Raw genomic sequence first — 17,482 nt, 5'->3', positions numbered from 1 at the left:
AGGCGCGGTGGGCTCGGACGGCTACCAGGTCAAGGCAGGTATGACCGGCCCGGCCCAGCAACTCGACAACGCAGGCAGGGACATGGACGGCGTCAGTTCGGCAGTCAAGTCCCGCACCACGTACTCGTACGGCGATGTCGGCGGCGATGACGCCGCGTCGGCGCTGAACGCGTTCGTCAAGGCTTGGGAGGCGGAGGCCAAGACACTGGCATCGGCGTTGCACGAGCTCGGTGGCAAGGTGCAGTTGGCCAAGAAGACCTACCGCGGCACCGACGGCCTCGTGGAGACGCATGTGGACAGCGTCACCATCAGCGGCACGAGCAGCCGCACCGACACATCGACGCGGGCCGGGCGTACTTCGGTCCTGTCGAGCTACTGAGGCGCGGGCCGGTGTCCTTCTTCTCTCCCCTCGACTCCCCTTCCTTCCGCATCGCATGGCTCGCCGGGCTGTCCAAGCAGATGCTCGGTGCCGGGAGCAAGAACGAGATCCTCGCCCTGATCGACGACGCACTCTCGGTGCCGGCACCGGGCGGCGATCCGGGCATGCTGGAGGGCCTGGCAAGGCTCTACCGCGGCCAGGTCGACCCGGTCGGCGGTGTCTTCGAGCAGGTCGACCGGGTGGGCCGCAAGGGTCTTCCGGAGGTGTGGGTCGGCGACACGAGCGTTCTCGCCTCCGACGTGGTGAACGCCGCCGGGCGGGCGGCGAACCAGATGAGCGAGGCGTTCCAGGAGGGCGCGTCGGTGCTGCTGACACTGGCCGACGCGATCGGTGCCGCGCAGCGCAAGGACGAGCAGGGGCGCGGACAGTTGCTGGAGCAGCGGAAGACGCTCGGCGGCAAGGACGGTTTCTTCGACGACCTGCACGAGAACGACGAGGAGGAGTGGGACCGGAAGAACGCCGCCCACTTCGGCTCCTACGCGGTCGACCTGATGCATGACGCCGTCTCCGACGCGCAGGAGGCCACCCGCGTTGCGGCCCGGGACCTGAACAAGTGGGCCGCCGAGGCACGGGCCGGGAAGATGGAAACCAGCGAACTCACCGCCGTCGACAAGCTGATGCTTGCCGACACCGGCGTGGCGGGTGCCGACACCGAGTTGAACGAGATCCTCACGGCCGGAGACCTGGCGCGCGCGTCGACGCGCATGGACCAGCTGAGTCTCGGTGATGAGACCGCCATGGAGCGGATGCTGGCGAAGGCGGACACCCCGCAGGAGCGGGCCTACCTGATGAAGGCCCTGGCCGCCGGCCACAGCGTCGCCGAGATCGGGGAGTTCCAGGACAAGATCCACGGGAAGGACCCCGACTGGCTGCGCCGGCACCTCACTCCGGTGGTCACCGCCTCGGACAGCATGAACGACGAGGGCGTGGCGCCGGACGGCTCGAACAACAACAAGGACTACGTCGAGTTCCAGGGCCAGCGGTGGGTCCAGGGCGGCGACGGCTCCGAGGGCACCTGCGTGGCCTCGTCCACCGTCACGTCCCGGGCCATGGTCGACCCCCTGTACGCGCTCGAGCTCACCGGCGGTCCCGACGGGCAGCAGGACGACCCCGACGCCTTCAAGCAGCGCCTGGTGGCCGAACAGCACCGGCTGCACACCGAAGGCGACGGCGGCGAGAACTGGGGCGGCATGGGGCCGGAGGGCCAGGAACGGATCAACGACACCACCGTCGGCGGTGCCACCGGAACTGACTACGAGCGCCAGGACCTGGACAGCGCCGCCGAACGCAGGGCGGTCCTCACCGAAGTCGAGAAGTCGGTGGCGCAGGGGCACCCGGTGCCTGTCGACGTCTCGGGCAAGGACGGCGCCCACGCGATGACCATCATCGCCCAGGAGGGTGACATGCTTCAGGTGTACAACCCCTGGGGCTCGACCACCTGGGTCAGCGAGGACGACTTCATCAACGGCCACATGGGCAAGGCTTCCAACAGTGATCTCCCCAACGCGTACAGCGTCTATCTTCCGCGGTAGCAGGGGCGGTGCCGCGATCGCGGCGGCCGCACTCCTCGCTCTCGCCACGGGCTGCGGCTCGGGCCCCGACGAACCGGCCGGCGGCTCCTCGAGCCACCCCGCGAGCACCGCGAGCCGCCCGGTGAACGACACCAGCATCACTGCCGAGCCGGGCGAGCGCTTCACGCTCACCGTCGACCAGAACGCCTCCACCCGCGAATACTGGTACCTGGTCGCCGAGCCCGACAGCTCCGTCCTGGTCAGCCGCGGCCAGGACTACGCGTCCGACTCCGGCGACGAGCCGGCGGCCGGCGCCGGCGGCCGGCTCACCTTCACCTTCGAGGCCAAGGGCAAAGGGACCACTCGGTTCACGCTGCTGCACTGCACGTCCACCACCTGCCAGGGCAACACCTCCACCCTGCCCCCCGAGACGACCGGACCTTCCGCCACCCCGACCACGGGGGCGACCACCCCCTCCCAGGCCCCCGAGCGCATCACCTACACCGTCACCGTCAACTGAGCCGCAGCGGACCAGTCAGATGAGACGAGACACCCGAGGCCCCGCCATGAACGACGACGTCCCGTACCCGCCGGACCGCACGGACGACGAGCTGGCCCGGCTCGACATCACCGTCCTGCTGCGTTACGGCCTCACCGCCGAGCCCGGCCCCCGGCGCACCGCCCTGTTCGGCGACGGCGCCGTGGCCGCAGCCGTCATCCTCGACCGCCTCGCCACCGAGCCGCGCTCGGTCGCCTTCCTCGCCGACACCGTGCGCGCCGGAGGCCTCGCCCGCGCCGCAGAGTTGCCCGAGCCCCTGCCTCGCCGCGATGCGGCCGTCCTCGTACGGGAGTGGCTGCGGGCCGGCACCGAACTCGTGGGCGGGACCGCCGTCGACGACACCGCGGCCACCTGGCTGCGCGCCGTCGCGACCATCATCGAACTGAAGCAGCTGGCCCGGGCACGGGGCCGGAGTACGTGACCCGAGTGGCCGATCCGAGATGATGGCTCTTCCTCTCAGGTCAGAGCCTTCTGGCTGACGCAGGCGTCGGTCCCGGAGCCGGCCCGCCCCATGCTGTCCCAGGTCCCCCTGCCGCAGCGGACGACACCGCAGCAGACGACGCCCCAGCAGCCCGAGCAACAGCCGCGGCAGCCCCCGACGCTCGCGCAGGCGGCGTTCGCGCAGACGCCGCCGCTCGCCCCGGCCCAACAGCAGGTCGCTGCCCGGGCTTGGCCCAGCCGCCGCTGCCTCATGTCTCCGCCAGGGCCATGGCGCGGGACCGACTCGGAGTCGCTGCCCAGGTCGGACGGCAGGTGATGGTGCGGATGGTCAGCGGCAGGCAGAGCGCCTTGAGGCCGCGCGAGACGGCGCACGAGGCCGTCGCCGTGTGCATCAGATCCTGAAGGTCGGCCATCAGCCCGTGCCAAGGGGATTCGAGCGCTCGTAGGAATTCACCCGGCTCGTCTCCCCAGGTGTGCGACGGCCGAATGGCGGCGAGCTTCACCGGGGCGGTGGCCGCGGAGTCCGGAATCGTCGTTGTTTCCAGTCCTGTCAGTCAAGGTTCATCGAGGCGTTCATGGCGACCGGCGCGATGTGCGGCAGGGCGATCGAGACATAGTCGTCGGAGTTCAGTCCGACGGAGAGGTCGAGCCGTGCGGCATTGAAGAAGATCTCTTCCTGCTGCAGGAGTTCCGGATCCACCACCACTTCGAGATCGGGGTGGAACGAGAACGGGGTGATCAAGCCGCACACCGCGCCCGTCAGCTGCTCGGCGGTCTCCCCCTGGACGAAGGAGGCGTCCTTGCCGCCGTAGCGGAGCCGGAGCCCCTCCAGGTCCACCAGCCGGTCGCCGGGAACGACGGCGAGGACGTAGCGGCTGGTCCGCTTCGACAACTTGATGCGGACCACCATGCACTTGGCCGCCTGGCGCAGGGGATGTCCGCGCAGCCTGCTCGCGACATCGGTACGGCGCTCCGGCTGATGGAGCAACAGCCGGAATCGTGCACCTTCGCTTTCGAGCAGGTCCAGAATTCGCTCGCAGACCCGGGCGTCCTGTGTGCGGTCCAGAAGTTCGGATGGCGGGGCCATTTCATTTCCCCCAATGGCGCCGACGTGATCATTCATGTCGTTGACTACGCGAAGACGGTAGGGGGGGCCAGCGGGGCTGAGAATGCGCCGTGCGTGACTTCATCAGGTCCCGGCGGTTCCGAAAGCTTGTGCTGCAGCACACTGATTCGGCGCGAATTCCCGTGCGTCCGGGGCGGTGGCCGTCGGTCCGTACGGGGGCGTCGGGCGGGCCCACGCCGGCCCGGCCGGCGACGACGCCACCGGAGTTCCGGTCAGACGCCACCCGTCGGGGTCGACCAGGACGTACTGCTGCAGGGTGCGCGCTGTTCGTCGCGGCGAGTTCTCGCCGGCCACCGTCGAGCGCGGTGAGATGGAGCGTGCCGCCGAGGCGGGCGAGCGTGGAGCCGGCAGCGCGCTCAAGGCCGTTCGCAAACTGTCCCTTCAACTCTCCGGTGCCCAGCTCGGCACACCGTCATCTCCCTGGTGATCGGCATGCTGGCCGAGCGGGCCCCGCCGCGCTGCTGCGCGGCCCGCTCGATGCCGTTGGACTCGGAGCGGCGGCCTCGTCCGTCGCCACCGTCCTCGGGGTGGTCGTCTCCACGGTGGTGCTGATGGTGGTCGGTGAGCTGGTGCCGAAGAGCTGGGGCCATTTCACGTCCGCCGGCCGTGGCCAAGGTGGTCGCCGGTCCGCAGCGCGGCTTCACGCGGCGTTCGGTCCCTTCATCCGGCATTTGAACACCGGCTCACCTTCTTCCAACTGCCGCCCTACGCACCCGACCTCAACCCGGTCGAGGGCGCCTGGTCCGTCCTGCGACACACCACCGTGGCCAACCGTGCCTTCGCCGACCCCGATGACTTGATCACTGTCGTCCGACGCCGCCTCTGCCGGCTCCAGTACCGCCACGACGTCCTCGACGGCTGCCTCACCGGTACCGGCCTCCGACGCCGGCAACCACGACGACATCACGCACAAGGTCAGGCAGCCATGGCGGGCTCCAATAGTTCGCTGGGCGAACTTGTTGACGGCGGTGACAACCATGGCGGGACGAGGCGGTGGAGCAGGCACCGTTGGCGCTCCTGCGGCTCCTCGGAGGCCCCCGGCGGACCGTGGCCCAGCGGGTCGTCGATCGGCAGGAAGACGGCCGCCCGGTCGTCGGGGAAGGTGGCCGCTCGATCCTTGAGGCACCGCCGGACCGTGTCGCTTCGCCCGCGGAGCACGTCCGTGGTGCGATGGAACCGAGGGGCGGAAAGGAGAGCGATCATGCCCGCAGAAGAGCGAACGAGTGGCGCCGCCTCGGTGTCGGTCCGCCCGCTGGTTGAGCCGGACCTGGATCGGGCCGACGAGATCTTCAGGGTCGCCTTCGGGACCTTCCTCGGGGCCCCTGAGCCGGAGGCGTTCTTCGGAACCGCCGACCATGTCCGCACCCGCTGGACGGCAGATCCACACGCGGCCTTCGCGGCGACCGTCGAGGGCGAGGTCGTCGGATCGAACTTCGCCACCAACTGGGGCAGCGTCGGGTTCTTCGGCCCCCTGACCGTACGTCCGGATCGGTGGGACCAGGGCATCGGCAGGCTCCTCATGGAGCCGGTCATGGCCTGCTTCGACGCCTGGGAGAACCGCCACCTCGGCCTGTTCACCTTCTCGCACAGTCCCAAGCATCTCGAGCTCTACCGCCGGTACGGTTTCTGGCCCCGATTCCTTACAGCCATCATGAAGAAACAGGTCGCCGTCAGTGCCCCAGTCCCCGGCCGAGTGCTGTACAGCGAGCTGACCGCCGCTGAGCGGCCCGACGCAGTGAGCCTCAGTCGCGCACTGACGGGGGCCGTGTACGAGGGCCTGAGCCTGGAGCGCGAGATCATGGCCGCACAGGCGCAGGGGCTCGGTGACACCATCCTCCTCGAGGGCGCCGACTCCGGCCTCGACGGTCTGGCTGTCTGCCACTGCGGAGCGGGGTCGGAGGCCGGTGAGGACGTGTGCTTCGTCAAATTCGGCGCCGTACGCCCCGGTCCGGATGCCGCGGACCGGTTCGAACGACTGCTGGATGCGTGCGAGCAGCTGGCCACCGACAAGGGACTGGGGCAGCTGGACGCCGGCGTGAACCTGGCCCGCCAGGATGCCTACCGGCGCATGGTCGACCGCGGTTTCCGTACCTGGCTGCAAGGGGTGACCATGCACAAGCCCAACGAACCTGGCTACAGCCACCCGGACGCCTACGTGATCGACGACTGGCGCTGAGTCCACCGCCGTACTCGGCTTCGGGGAAGACCCGCTTCCGGCGCGGGGGCCCGATGCGCATCACTGCTGTTGGCGGGTCATATGCCGTCGCCTTGCGGGGGCGTGGTGGCAGTCCGCAGCCGGTCGAGCCGGGCGACGACCGGACCTGCTGTGACGCCATGCAGCACCACCGAGGCGAGCACGGTGAACGTCACTACCGCCCATAGCTCCCGCGCCGGCACCGGGAAGTCGTGCTGTCCCAGACCGTAGGCGAGGTAGTACAGCGAACCGATGCCTCGGATGCCGTAGCCCGCGACAACCCAGCGTTCCCTGGCGCGCATGGGGCTCCCGATCAGCCCGGCCCACCCGGACAACGGCCGGATCACCAGCAGGAGCACCAGCGCGGTGACGGCGCCCTGCCAGGTCAGAGGGGCAAGGCCGCCCAGTGCGATGAATGCGCCCAGCAGAAACAGCAACGCCGCGGTGAACAGGCGCTCAATCTGTTCCACGAAGTCGTGAAGGATGTTGTGGAAGCCGTGGGCACGTTCAGCCGCCCGGATCGCGCACGCGGTGGTGAACACGGCGAGAAAGCCGTAGCCCCCCAGCAGCTCGGCCACCCCGTAGGACAGGAAGGTGGCACCCAGGGCGACGAAGCCGTCCCGGTGTTCGGACATGCGCAACACCGGCGAGCGGGCGCGGAAGAACAGCCAGCCCAGCAGCCGGCCGACGAGCAACCCGCTCAGCACACCCACGGTGCATTTGAAGGCGACGTCCTCCATTGCCCAGGCGCCGACCCAGGCGGCCGACCAGCCGCTTCCCGCGGCAGCGGCCAGCGCGACAGCCGCGTACGTCAAGGGGAAGGCAAGCCCGTCGTTGAGGCCCGCCTCGCTGGTGAGGGCGAAGCGCACCTCGTCCTCGTCGTGCTCGTCCTCGGTGGGCTCACCCACCCGCACCTCTGAGGCGAGCACCGGATCAGTCGGGGCGAGGACGGCGGCCAGCAGCAGGGCGGCCGCGGGCGGCCAGTCCAGCAGCCACCACGCCACAAGGGCGGTGGCCACGACGGTCAACATCATCGTGACGCCCAGCAGCCGCCAGGTCGTGCCCCACCGACGCCGGCCGACGGGTCGGTTGAGCGCCAGCCCGGCGCCCATCAGCGCGATGATCACGCCGATCTCGGTGATGTGTTCAGTCAGCAGCCGGTCTTCCACCGGATCGATCACAGGCAGCGGCAGGGGCAGCAGGTACACGCCGACGCCGGCCACCAAGAACAGCAGGGGCATCGAGAGCGGACGTCCGGCCACCACTCGGGGAAGCACTGCTGCAAGCAGCGCTCCTGCTCCCAACCACGCGAACACCGCATCGGCGACTGTCACTGCGCTGTGCCTGTCCTTCCGCCGCACTACTCCGTGGCCCCGCGCTCATGCCGCACGGAACCGCGGCCAACTGTCTCCGAAGATCACATGCCCGCATGAACCGGCGCGATCTTGATCCCAGCCCGCATGCTCACTATTTCAGCGGCGCAGCACTACGCGACGGACGCCGCCTGCCGGCAAAACACGAAGCGGCGCCGACACCTGGTTCCAGAAGGGAATCGCGGCCACCCGTCGGTCCGCTCGGAACGCCCGATCGGCGGCAGGCGTACGGGCGCCGGCATCGGCGACGACTGAGGCGATGCCGCCGACGTGCTGTCCGCCTCGGCGGGCCGGTCGTGGACGCCGAGCCGGGCAAGCGGAAGGACCACGGCCCGCACACCCGGCGGCTCCTGCCGCACCTGCGTCCCAGGGAGAACCGGGCCTGGCGGGAGAAGATCGAGAACGAAGTCTCCCGTTGGTGGGAGGTCATGCAGTGCTCCCCTGCCCGGCAGGGGAGCGGCTACCGCCGGGACCGACGTCCGCGGAGTCGTTTGCGGACCACCAGGACCAGCAGCGCCAGCGCCGGTGCCGCGAGGCCCGCACCCGCGGCCGCGGCAGGTCGCAGCAGAGCCTCCGGACGGGGGCGTGACGGCCGCTCGGGCCGGGTGCCCGTCGAGTCCTCGTCGCGGAGTGCGGCTGCCAGTACCTCGGCGAGGTGTACGGGGCGGCGCCCGGTGCCGGCCTGCTCCACCTGGGTGCGGCAGCTGAAGCCGTCCGCCAGGACCAGTGTCGCCTCGTCCGCGTCCCGTACGGCCGGAAGCAGCCCGGCCTCCGCGCACGCCATCGAGACGCCGTAGTGGCCCTTCTCGAAGCCGAAGTCGCCGGCCAGTCCGCAGCAGCCCTCGTCCAGCACCTCGGCGGTGACGCCCGCGCGCTCCAGCAGCTTCCGGTCGGCGTCGAAGCCCATCACGGCGTACTGGTGGCAGTGGCGCTGGACCAGGGCGCGGGCGTCGACAGCGGGCGGTTCCCAGTCCTCGGCGCCCTCCACGAGCAGTTCTGCGAGGGTTCGGGTCTGCTCGCGAAGACGTTCGACGTCAGGGTCGTTCGGGAGGAGTTCGGCGGCGTCGGCGCGGAAGACGGCGGTGCAGCTGGGTTCCAGGCCCACGACGGGCGTGCCCCGGCGCAGGTCCTCGCGGAGCACGTCGACGGTGTGGGCGAGGACGCGTTTCGCGACGTCGAGCTGGCCGGTGGAGATCCAGGTCAGGGCGCAGCACACCGCCGCCCGGGGCACCTTGACCCGGAATCCCGCCGCTTCGAGGACCTCGACGGCGGCTTTGCCGATGGCGGGATGGAAGTTGTTCGTGAAGGTGTCGGGCCACACCACCACCTCGCCACGGTGTCCGTCGCCGCGCGGCCCGCCCCGCTCCCGCCACCAGTCGGTGAAGCGCTGTTCGGCGAAGAGGGGGATGTCCCGCTCGGGCGCGATGCCGCCGACGGCCTTGGCCGTCCGGGCCACCCAGGGCAGGGAGGTCAGCGCGTTCACGGTACGGGGGGCGAGCGCGACGAGGCGGGCCACGGCGGGCAGCCAGCCCATCGAGTAGTGCGCGCGGGGCCTCAGACGGCCCGCGTAGTGGTGGTGCAGGAACTCCGCCTTGTAGGTGGCCATGTCGACGTTGACGGGGCAGTCCGTCTTGCAGCCCTTGCAGGCCAGGCACAGGTCGAGTGCGTCGTGGACCTCGCGGGAGCGCCAGTCGGACGGGACCGGTGAGTCGTTGCGGACCATCTCGAACAGCAGGCGTGCCCGGCCACGCGTGGAGTGCTCCTCCTCACGGGTCACGCGGTAGCTGGGGCACATCACACCGCCCTTTGAGGAGCGGCACTTGCCGACGCCGACGCAGCGGGCGGCGGCCCGGCTGAACTTCCCGTCGTCGTGCGGGTAGGAGAAGGCGGTCTCCGGCTCCCAGGGGCGGTAGTCCGCCCCCAGACGCAGGTTCTCGTCGAGGCGGTGGGGCCGGACGACCTTGCCGGGGTTCATCCGGTCGCCCGGATCGAAGAGTCCCTTCAGCCGTTCGAACCCCTCGATCAGCTCGGGCCCGAACATCTTCGTCAGCAGTTCGCCCCGCGACTGGCCGTCACCGTGCTCGCCGGACAGCGACCCGCCGTAGGCGACGACCAGGTCGGCGGCCTTCTCGACGAAGGCCCGCATCCGGGCCACCCCCTGCTCGGACTCCAGGTCGAAGGGGATGCGGGTGTGCACACAGCCGTGGCCGAAATGGCCGTACACCGAGGGTTGTCCGTAGTCGAACTCCTCGTACAGCCGCTTCAGGTCGCGCAGGTAGTCGGCGAGGCGTTCCACCGGAACGGCGGAATCCTCCCAGCCCTCCCACGTGTCCGGCTCGCCCGGCACGTGGGCCGTCGCGCCCAGGGCCGACTCGCGCACCAGCCACATCTCGTGCATCTGCTGCTCTTCGTCGTACCAGGCGTGACCGACCTGGCCCGGTGCGGCGTCGATGAGGGCCCTGGCCTTGTCCCGCACATTCTCACGGGTGTCACCGGAGAACTGGACCATGAGGTAGGCCCGGCCTTCGGGCAGCTTGCCCAGGGCATCGGGATTGAGATCCTTCTTCCGCTGGTAGTGGACCAGCCGGCGGTCCACGCCCTCCAGCGCGGTGGGCTCGTGCTCCAGGACGGCCGGCACGTGCGCGGCGGCCTCGCACACATCCCGGTAGCCGAGCACGACCAGCGTGCTGTGCGCGGGAGCGGGCACCAGCTCCAGTTCGGCGCGCAGGACGGTGACGAGCGTGGACTCCGAACCGGTCAGCAATCCGGCCACGTCGAAGCCGTGCTCGGGCAGGAGCGAATCGAGGTTGTACCCCGACACCCGGCGGGGAATGTCGGGAAAGCGCTCCCGGACCGGGCCGGCGTACCGGTCCCGCAGGGCCACCATTCCGCGGTACAGCTCGGCCTGCCTCCCTTCGCCGGACGCCAGCCGTTCCAGTTCGGCGACCCCCGTCCGCCCGACCCACATACGGGTTCCGTCGTAGGTGAGCACCTGGAGGCGGTGGAGGTTGTCGACGACCTTGCCGTACGCCTGGGCTGTCGAACCGCACGAGTTGTTGCCGATCATCCCGCCGATGGTGCAGTTCGGGTGGGTGGCGGGCCGCGGTCCGAACTGCAGTCCGTATTCGGCGAGCCGCCGGTTCAGGTCGTCCAGCACGATGCCCGGCTCGACGACGCACCGCCGGTTCTCGGCGTCCACCGACACCAGTCTGTCGCAGTACTTGCTCCAGTCCAGAACCACCGCGGTGTTGCAGCACTCACCGGCCAGGCTGGTGCCGCCGCCGCGGGACAGCAGGGGTGCGTCGTGCTCCCGGCACACCGCCACGGCCTGCTCCGCCGCCTCCACGGTCCGCGGGATCACCACCCCGATGGGAACCTGCCGGTAGTTCGAGGCATCCGTGGAGTACGCCCCACGGCTGCCCGTGTCGAACCGGACCTCGCCGTCGACACGAGCCTGCAGATCCTGTCGCAGAGCCTCGGCATCGACCTCTGCCGAGGTCCGGCGGACAACGGGCTGGGGCAGATCGACCGGGTTCATACGATCCCTTCCACTCACGGATGACTCACTGGGCGTTTCCGAGGCCCGCGTCTCGGTGCCGCACTACGCGGCCGGCCGGGCCGACGGCGTCTCCCTGGTCCGTCGAACCTGGTCACCCGGCCACCAGCGTCACCCCGGACGCACCGTCCCGCACGCCGGGGCTACGAGGGGTCCGCCTCGTCGCGGAGACCCGGGCGGATCTCCGCGATCGGCTCAGGCGCGGCAGGACCGCCGACGCCGGATGCCGCCACCGCAAGTGCCGATCTCCGGACACGGCATGAGCACGCGGTCCCTGTATCCACGTCGACTCGGGGCAAACCGGGTACGGGCCGCGCGGATCACTCTTGTACGGCTGGTTGTGTCCTCCCGTTGCCATGGCTCGGCCAAGAGACCACGCCCGCGCCGCATTCCCTCCACCGACGTACGTCTCGCGTGCCGCGGAGGGGGTACTCGGGAACCGCGTTCTACCGGAGCTCGGGAACCGCGTTCTACCGGAGCGGGAACCGCGTTCTACCGGAGCCGGAGTCTGCGTGCCGGGAAACGGCGTGTCGGGAGGCAGTGGATGCAGTGGCCGACAGTGGTCCTCGGCCGTGAGTCATGGATTCGCCGGAGCAGGGAGACGATCGGTATGAGTTCCGCGATGAACGAAGAACATGCGTTCGCCCGGATCGAACGAAGTCTCGCCCGCGAGGATCCCGAACTGGCACAACGCATCCAAGCCATCAACAGCCAGTTCACCGACCTGGGCGATGAAGGGACGGCACAGGCCGAAGAGCGGCAAGCAGGCCGCCGCGACGGCCGGGCCGGGGACCGGGCTGCGGACGAGGATCTCGTCGACCAGGCAGAGGACGGCGTCGACCAGCGCTCGTGGAGCGCCGTGGCCGCGGTGGTACTTGCCGCCGTGGCCATTCTCGGACTGCTCCTCACAGCGATCCTGTCGTCACCCAGCGGCACGCAGGAGCCGTTGCAGCCGAACGGGCTGGCCCCGCCCGCCGTTCTTGACGTCGTCGAGGAGCCGCCTGCACCCCGACAGGAGTCGAGATGACTGATGCCAAGCCCGTCCTGGTCGGCGTCGACGACGCCGCGGACCAGGACGCCCTCGTCAGGTACGCCGCCCATCAGGCCGCACTGCGCGCCGTCCCGCTGCACGTGGTGCACGCCGTCCGACAGCCCAGCCCTCTGGGTGACGCGGCAGAGAAGGATGCGGAAGCACGAGCGGCTGTGCGGCGGAGCGCGGCCCTGGTGGACGACTTCGAGGCCATTGCCCGGTCCGCGTTTCCGGACATCGTCGTCGCCGTAGAACTGCCCCTCGGCGACCCGGCCGGAACACTGGTCGAGCGCTCAGCGGCGGCTTCACTCGTGGTGCTGGCGCACCGGGGTGGCGGCGGCTTCCCGCGCCTGCCTCTGGGATCGGTGAGCCTCCACGTGGCCACCCACGCCGAGTGCCCCGTGCTGGTCACCCGCCCGGGCAGAGACGCCGGCCCGCCGAGCAACGTCGTCGTCGCCGGTGTCGACATCGTGCATTTCCGGCCGGAGGCGCTGGACTTCGCGTTCGCGGAGGCCGCCCGCCGGACCGCCCGCCTGGAAGTCGTGCACGCCATGTACCGCCCCCCTCTGCTCCCCGGCCACAGCGGTATGGACGAGTCGACTGCGAGTGAGTCCGAGAACAGCGCACGGCGCTTTCTCACCGGGCAGATCGCCGAGTTCGCCGGACGGTACCCGGAGGTGCGTGTCGGCCTGCGTATCGACTGGGGAGCGCATCCGGCGACGAACCTGACGGAGCTGTCCAGGAAGGCGGACGTGCTCGTCGTCGGATCACGGGGCCGGGCGGGACTGCGCACGCTGCTTCTCGGCTCCGTGACCAACGAGGTCCTGCACACGGCACAGTGTCCCGTTGCCGTCGTTCCGGGACCAACGAGGGAAGGCAGGCGCAGCTGAGCAGCCGGGGGCATCCGCGGCCGAGCCGCCGCCGAAGCCCAGCCGGCACGGCCCGTGTCCCTAGGGGTGAGTCGTGGCGCATGTCCGAACCGTTCACCGAATGTCCGGCGGCGCGGTCCCGGTCACCCGTGGCCGGCTCAGTTGTTCGTGTGGGCGGCGTCGATCCGTTCTGCCGCGGGGGCGGTGGCGGGTGGCGTGGGTGTGGGGCGGCGTGTGAGGCGGCGGGCGAGGGGTTCGGTCCAGCGGGCGGCCAGCGGGCCGACGATGACGAGGATCAGGACGTAGGCGGTGGCGAGCGGGCCGATGCGGGGTTCGACGCCGACGGCGAGGCCGGCGATGACGATGGAGAACTCGCCGCGGGCCACGAGGGTGCCGCCGGCGCGCCAGCGGCCTGCGGTCTTGATCCCGGCGCGGCGGGCCGCGTACCACCCGGTGGCGATCTTCGTGAGTGTCGTGATGACCGCGAGGGCCAGGGCGGGGATGAGTACGGGCGGGATGTCCGCGGGGTTGGTGGACAGCCCGAAGAAGACGAAGAAGACGGCGGCGAACAGGTCGCGGAGGGGGGTGAGGAGTGTGCGGGCGCCTTCGGCGACCTCTCCGGACAGGGCGATGCCGACGAGGAAGGCGCCGACGGCGGCGGAGACTTGGAGTTCCTGGGCGATGCCGGCGACGAGGAGGGTGAGACCGAGGACGACCAGGAGGAGCATTTCGGCGTTGTCGGAGGAGACCGCCTTGCTGATGACGCGGCCGTGGCGCAGGGCGAGGTAGAGGACGGCGCCGACGGTGCCGAGCGAGATGAGCAGTGTGATCGTGCCGCCGGCCAGGCTCACTCCGGCCAACAGCGCGGTGAGGATGGGCAGGTAGACGGCCATGGCGAGGTCCTCGATGACGAGGACGCCGAGGATGACGGGTGTTTCGCGGTTGCCGAGCCGGCCGAGGTCGCCGAGGACCTTCGCGATGACGCCGGAGGAGGAGATCCAGGTGACACCGGCGAGGGCGACGGCTGCGACCGGTCCCCAGCCGAGGAGGAGTGCGGCGGCCGCACCGGGCAGGGCGTTGAGGACGAAGTCGACGGCGCCGGACGGGTACTGGGTCTTGAGGTTGGTGACGAGTTCGGAGGCGCTGTACTCCAGGCCGAGCAGCAGCAGGAGGAGGATGACGCCGATCTCGGCGCCGGTGGCGGTGAATTCCTCGCTGGCCTGAAGGGGGAGTATGCCGCCGTGACCGAAGGCGAGTCCGGCGAGCAGGTAAAGAGGTATGGGGGAGAAGCCCACACGTCCTGCGAGGCGTCCGAGGAGCCCCAGGGCAAGGATGATCGCCCCGAGCTCGATGAGCATGGCAGTGGTGTTGTGCACAGGCCTCTATCCTCCGGTGATGAGTTCGGCGACGGCATCGACGCCCTCGCGGGTGCCGACGACCACGAGCGTGTCGCCGATGGCGAAGCGGAAATCGGGTGTGGGCGACGGGACGGCGGCGGTGCGGCGCAGTACGGCGACGATGGACGCGCCGGTGCGGGAGCGCGCCTGGGTGTCGGCGAGCAGCCGGCCCGCATACGGGGACCGCTTGGTGACAGGGATGTGCTCGGTGACCAGGTCGATCTCCAGGTGCTGGTGCAGATGTGCGACCGGGTCGGGGGTGAGCAGTTTGGCCAGCGCGGACGCCTCGTGCGGTGCGAGAGGCGCTGCGTCCTTGCAGCTGTCGTCGTCCTCGGGATCATGGAAGGCGAGGATGCGCCGCCCGTCCTGGTGCACGACGACGGACAGATGGGCACCGGCCTCGGTCTCGAGGTCGAAGCGGTTGCCCACCCCGGGCAGGGCGGTCTTGCTGACGTGAGCTGTCGGCTCCATGGCGTGCTCCAAAAGGAAGCGGTACGAACATGCGGTGACGGATACGGCGGGTCGAGCCGGGCTGGAGCGGTTCGCGCGTCAGCTCCTGCCCGACATGGATTCTGCATCCTCACCGCGGCAGGCCGAGCACTGCCGCCCGCGCTGCCTGCCCCGGGCGCGCTGGGCGTCAGGATGTGAGGCCTGGAGACAGGGGGTGCCCGGGAATCGGGACGCGTCAGACGCGCTGTTTGCTGGAGCCGGTGCCTGTATCTGGCACGTTGTCGCGAGCGGCCCTGTCGACGCGTACTGCCCTGGGGGCGCGTGATGTGGGGCAGCGGAAGGCCGGGGCGGCGACGGGCAGGCCCAGGGCGTGGATATGTCGGCCCATGTCATGCCCCCGTCCCAGCGAATCCATGGCTGCGCACTGGCCGCCCGCGAAAAATGAGCATGCATCCGCTCAATGGAGCGTCATGACGCAGTAAAGAATTCTAGCGCAGGGAAAAGTTCGCAAAATGGGCGGAAGGGGAGTTGGGCCTCAAGTTGGCGGAGAATTCGACGGCGGGCCTGGTCCGGCCCCGTGCGTATCTGCCTGCTGCTCGCCGGTCAGGGGCTGCTGCTCCGGTCGGCGGGCTCGGCGTCTCCGTGTTCGCCGTGCCAGCGCGCGAGTTTGCCGCGCCGGCCGATGGCGCGCAGTCGCCGTTCGGCGGCGTCCCGGGTGCCCGGTGTGGTGATCAGCAGGAGTTCGTCGCCGGCGCGGAGCACGGTGTCGTGGCGGGGAACGATCGTGGTGCCGTCTCGGACGATCAGGGTAACGACGACCGGCGGCGGCAACCGCAGTTCGAAGATGGCGACGCCGTGGAGTCGGGAGCCTTGCGGGATGGCGGCGGTGAGCAGGTCGGCGTCCATGACGTCCAGCGGCGCGCTCTCCACCTGCACATCGCGCAGTGCGCCGGGCCGGGTCAGGCCGAGCAGGCGGGCGGCGGCGGGCAGGCTGGGCCCCTGGACCATGGTGAAGATGACGACCAGGACGAAAACGATGTTCAGAAGTTCCCGGGCGCCGTCCACCCCGGCGACGATGGGGAACGTGGCGAGCACGATCGGCACGGCGCCGCGAAGCCCGGCCCAGGAGATGAATGCCTTTTCCCGCCAGGGCGTGCGGAATGGGAGCAGGCATGCCACGACGGACACGGGCCGGGCCACGAGCAGCAGGACGAGGCCCACACCGATGGCAGGGAGGATCGCGGAGGGCAGCTCGCTGGGTGTGACGAGCAGGCCGAGCATGACGAACAGACCGATCTGGGCCAGCCAGCCGGCTCCTTCGGCGAAGGACCGAGTGGCGGCGCGGTGCGGCAGCTTCGAGTTCCCGAGGACGAGTCCGGACAGGTAGGCGGCGATGATGCCGCTGGCGTTCGCGGCGCCGCCGGCGGCGAAGGCGATGATGCCGAAGCCTACGGTGGCCAGCGGGTACAGCCCGGTGGCGGGCAGCGCGATGTGCCGCAGCGCGGCCACACCGATACGGCCGACGAGCAGTCCCAGGGTCGCGCCGACGGCCAGCTGGTAGACGACGTTGCCCATGATGTGCACGGGGTCGGGCAGATCGGCTGCGGCCGTGGAGAAGACCAGGACCAGGATGATGGTGGGGGCGTCGTTGAAGCCCGATTCGGCCTCCAGCAGGCCGGTGACTTTTTGCGGGAGCGGCAGCGCCCGCAGGACGGCGAAGACTGCCGCGGCGTCGGTGGAGGAGACGATCGCTCCGAGCAGCAGGGCCAGATGCCAGTCCATGCCCAGCAGCAGATGCGCTCCGGCGGCGGTGACGGCGACCGAGATCGCCACGCCGGCGGTGGCGAGCACCCCGGCCGGCGCCAGCAGGCGCCGCACGTCCGACCACTGGGTCGTCAGCCCGCCTTCCACCAGGATGACGGCCAGGCCGGCGGTGCCCAGGGACTGCGCGAGCTGGGCGTCGTCGAACTCCAGGCCGAGCGCGTCCTCACCGATGATCACACCGACCGCGAGGAACAGCAGCAGGCTGGGCAGCCCGAGCCGATTCGCGGTCCGGGCAGCGGCAATACTCGCGAGCAGCACCGTGCCGCCGATCAGCAGCACCAGGTACAGCTGCTGCAGCGTCATCCGGCCGTCTCCGTACTCACTCCGACAACTGTCTGGCCGACATCATCGGGCGCTACGCCTGTACTTTCCTGAGCAGGCGCGCTGACTGTCGAACAGGTGCCCGGCGACGCCGGCGGTGACGAGCCCGAACGCGATGAGCAGGCCGTGGCCGATGCCGACGCCCACGCCCAGGCAGACGAGGGCGATGACGAGTACCAGCCAGGCCCGTCCGTGCCGGTACTCACGCGGACGGCACGGCTGCCCGGATCCGAGGGCTTCGGCGAATCGCGGGTCGTCGCGCTGCAGCCGGGCCTCGATGTCGCGCAGGTGTTCGTCGTCGAAGCGGGCCATGGCCCCTGCTTCCTGGGACTCGTGCCACCGGGCTGAGGTGGCGGGCCGATGTGGCGACGGGTTCGTGGTGGCATGCATTC

At 70.2% G+C, this 17,482-nt stretch carries 15 protein-coding genes and 2 pseudogenes; 9 read left to right on the top strand and 8 right to left on the bottom strand.

The window, feature by feature from the left end:
* The first annotated feature begins 7 nt into the window (after positions 1-7).
* The 4 genes from ACWD01_RS17535 (at position 8) to ACWD01_RS17520 (ending at position 2,930) form a co-directional block, all read left to right on the top strand.
* Positions 8-379, top strand: a complete 372-nt coding sequence (locus ACWD01_RS17535) for a hypothetical protein (protein WP_451162670.1) — start codon at positions 8-10, stop codon at positions 377-379.
* Between the two features lie 11 nt (positions 380-390).
* Positions 391-1,971, top strand: coding sequence for a peptidoglycan-binding protein (locus ACWD01_RS17530; protein ID WP_451162668.1), 1,581 nt, complete (start codon positions 391-393; stop codon positions 1,969-1,971).
* Between the two features lie 121 nt (positions 1,972-2,092).
* The gene (locus ACWD01_RS17525; RefSeq protein WP_451162666.1) at positions 2,093-2,470 is read left to right on the top strand and encodes a protease inhibitor I42 family protein; all 378 of its coding nucleotides are present in this window, start codon (positions 2,093-2,095) and stop codon (positions 2,468-2,470) included.
* Positions 2,471-2,516: 46 nt separating this feature from the next.
* Entirely contained in the window at positions 2,517-2,930 is a 414-nt protein-coding gene (locus tag ACWD01_RS17520) for a hypothetical protein (protein WP_451162664.1), read from the top strand.
* 268 nt (positions 2,931-3,198) lie between these two features.
* Here the strand turns inward: ACWD01_RS17520 and ACWD01_RS17515 are convergent, their stop codons facing one another.
* Together ACWD01_RS17515 and ACWD01_RS17510 are read right to left on the bottom strand one after the other, a co-directional pair.
* Complete coding sequence (locus ACWD01_RS17515; RefSeq protein WP_451162662.1) at positions 3,199-3,363, bottom strand: hypothetical protein; 165 nt, start codon at positions 3,361-3,363, stop codon at positions 3,199-3,201.
* 137 nt (positions 3,364-3,500) lie between these two features.
* A complete protein-coding gene (locus ACWD01_RS17510) occupies positions 3,501-4,073 on the bottom strand; it encodes a YbaK/EbsC family protein (RefSeq protein ID WP_451162660.1) in 573 nt (190 codons plus the stop codon).
* A gap of 266 nt (positions 4,074-4,339) precedes the next feature.
* Between ACWD01_RS17510 and ACWD01_RS17505 the strand changes: the two are divergent.
* From ACWD01_RS17505 to ACWD01_RS17495, 3 genes and pseudogenes are all read left to right on the top strand, one after another.
* Positions 4,340-4,753 (top strand): annotated as a pseudogene (locus ACWD01_RS17505) (CNNM domain-containing protein); the annotation flags it as partial.
* Between the two features lie 20 nt (positions 4,754-4,773).
* Positions 4,774-4,818, top strand: a pseudogene (locus ACWD01_RS17500) (hypothetical protein); the annotation flags it as partial.
* 459 nt (positions 4,819-5,277) lie between these two features.
* Positions 5,278-6,252, top strand: coding sequence for a GNAT family N-acetyltransferase (locus ACWD01_RS17495; protein ID WP_451162658.1), 975 nt, complete (start codon positions 5,278-5,280; stop codon positions 6,250-6,252).
* 77 nt (positions 6,253-6,329) lie between these two features.
* On the opposite strand, the gene ACWD01_RS17490 is transcribed toward ACWD01_RS17495, so the two are convergent.
* Together ACWD01_RS17490 and ACWD01_RS17485 are read right to left on the bottom strand one after the other, a co-directional pair.
* Positions 6,330-7,604: a cation:proton antiporter gene (locus ACWD01_RS17490; RefSeq protein WP_451162656.1), complete on the bottom strand. Its 1,275-nt coding sequence runs from the start codon at positions 7,602-7,604 to the stop codon at positions 6,330-6,332.
* A 499-nt stretch (positions 7,605-8,103) separates the two neighbouring features.
* Positions 8,104-11,181 carry an FAD-binding and (Fe-S)-binding domain-containing protein gene (locus ACWD01_RS17485; RefSeq protein ID WP_451162654.1) on the bottom strand — a complete coding sequence of 1,026 codons (3,078 nt, stop codon included), beginning with the start codon at positions 11,179-11,181 and terminating at the stop codon, positions 8,104-8,106.
* Between the two features lie 628 nt (positions 11,182-11,809).
* On the opposite strand from ACWD01_RS17485, the gene ACWD01_RS17480 reads away from it, so the two are divergent.
* Both ACWD01_RS17480 and ACWD01_RS17475 read left to right on the top strand, forming a co-directional pair.
* The gene (locus ACWD01_RS17480) at positions 11,810-12,226 is read left to right on the top strand and encodes a hypothetical protein (protein ID WP_451162652.1); all 417 of its coding nucleotides are present in this window, start codon (positions 11,810-11,812) and stop codon (positions 12,224-12,226) included.
* A complete protein-coding gene (locus tag ACWD01_RS17475; RefSeq protein ID WP_451162650.1) occupies positions 12,223-13,119 on the top strand; it encodes a universal stress protein in 897 nt (298 codons plus the stop codon). The genes ACWD01_RS17480 and ACWD01_RS17475 overlap by 4 nt, the downstream gene beginning before the upstream one ends.
* Before the next feature lie 137 nt (positions 13,120-13,256).
* On the opposite strand, the gene ACWD01_RS17470 is transcribed toward ACWD01_RS17475, so the two are convergent.
* The 4 genes from ACWD01_RS17470 to ACWD01_RS17455 all read right to left on the bottom strand — a co-directional run bounded on the left by ACWD01_RS17470 (position 13,257) and on the right by ACWD01_RS17455 (position 17,402).
* The gene (locus ACWD01_RS17470) at positions 13,257-14,474 is read right to left on the bottom strand and encodes a cation:proton antiporter (protein WP_451162648.1); all 1,218 of its coding nucleotides are present in this window, start codon (positions 14,472-14,474) and stop codon (positions 13,257-13,259) included.
* A 6-nt stretch (positions 14,475-14,480) separates the two neighbouring features.
* On the bottom strand, positions 14,481-14,966 hold the full coding sequence (locus tag ACWD01_RS17465; protein ID WP_451162646.1) for a cation:proton antiporter regulatory subunit: 486 nt from the start codon (positions 14,964-14,966) through the stop codon (positions 14,481-14,483).
* A gap of 582 nt (positions 14,967-15,548) precedes the next feature.
* On the bottom strand, positions 15,549-17,072 hold the full coding sequence (locus ACWD01_RS17460) for a potassium/proton antiporter (RefSeq protein ID WP_451162644.1): 1,524 nt from the start codon (positions 17,070-17,072) through the stop codon (positions 15,549-15,551).
* Positions 17,073-17,114: 42 nt separating this feature from the next.
* A complete protein-coding gene (locus tag ACWD01_RS17455; RefSeq protein ID WP_451162642.1) occupies positions 17,115-17,402 on the bottom strand; it encodes a DUF3040 domain-containing protein in 288 nt (95 codons plus the stop codon).
* Positions 17,403-17,482: the final 80 nt, after the last annotated feature.

This window comes from Streptomyces sp. NPDC002835, from assembly GCF_053591995.1.
Note: the sequence above shows the minus strand (reverse complement) of the source record. Positions and strands in the feature narration are given on the sequence as shown.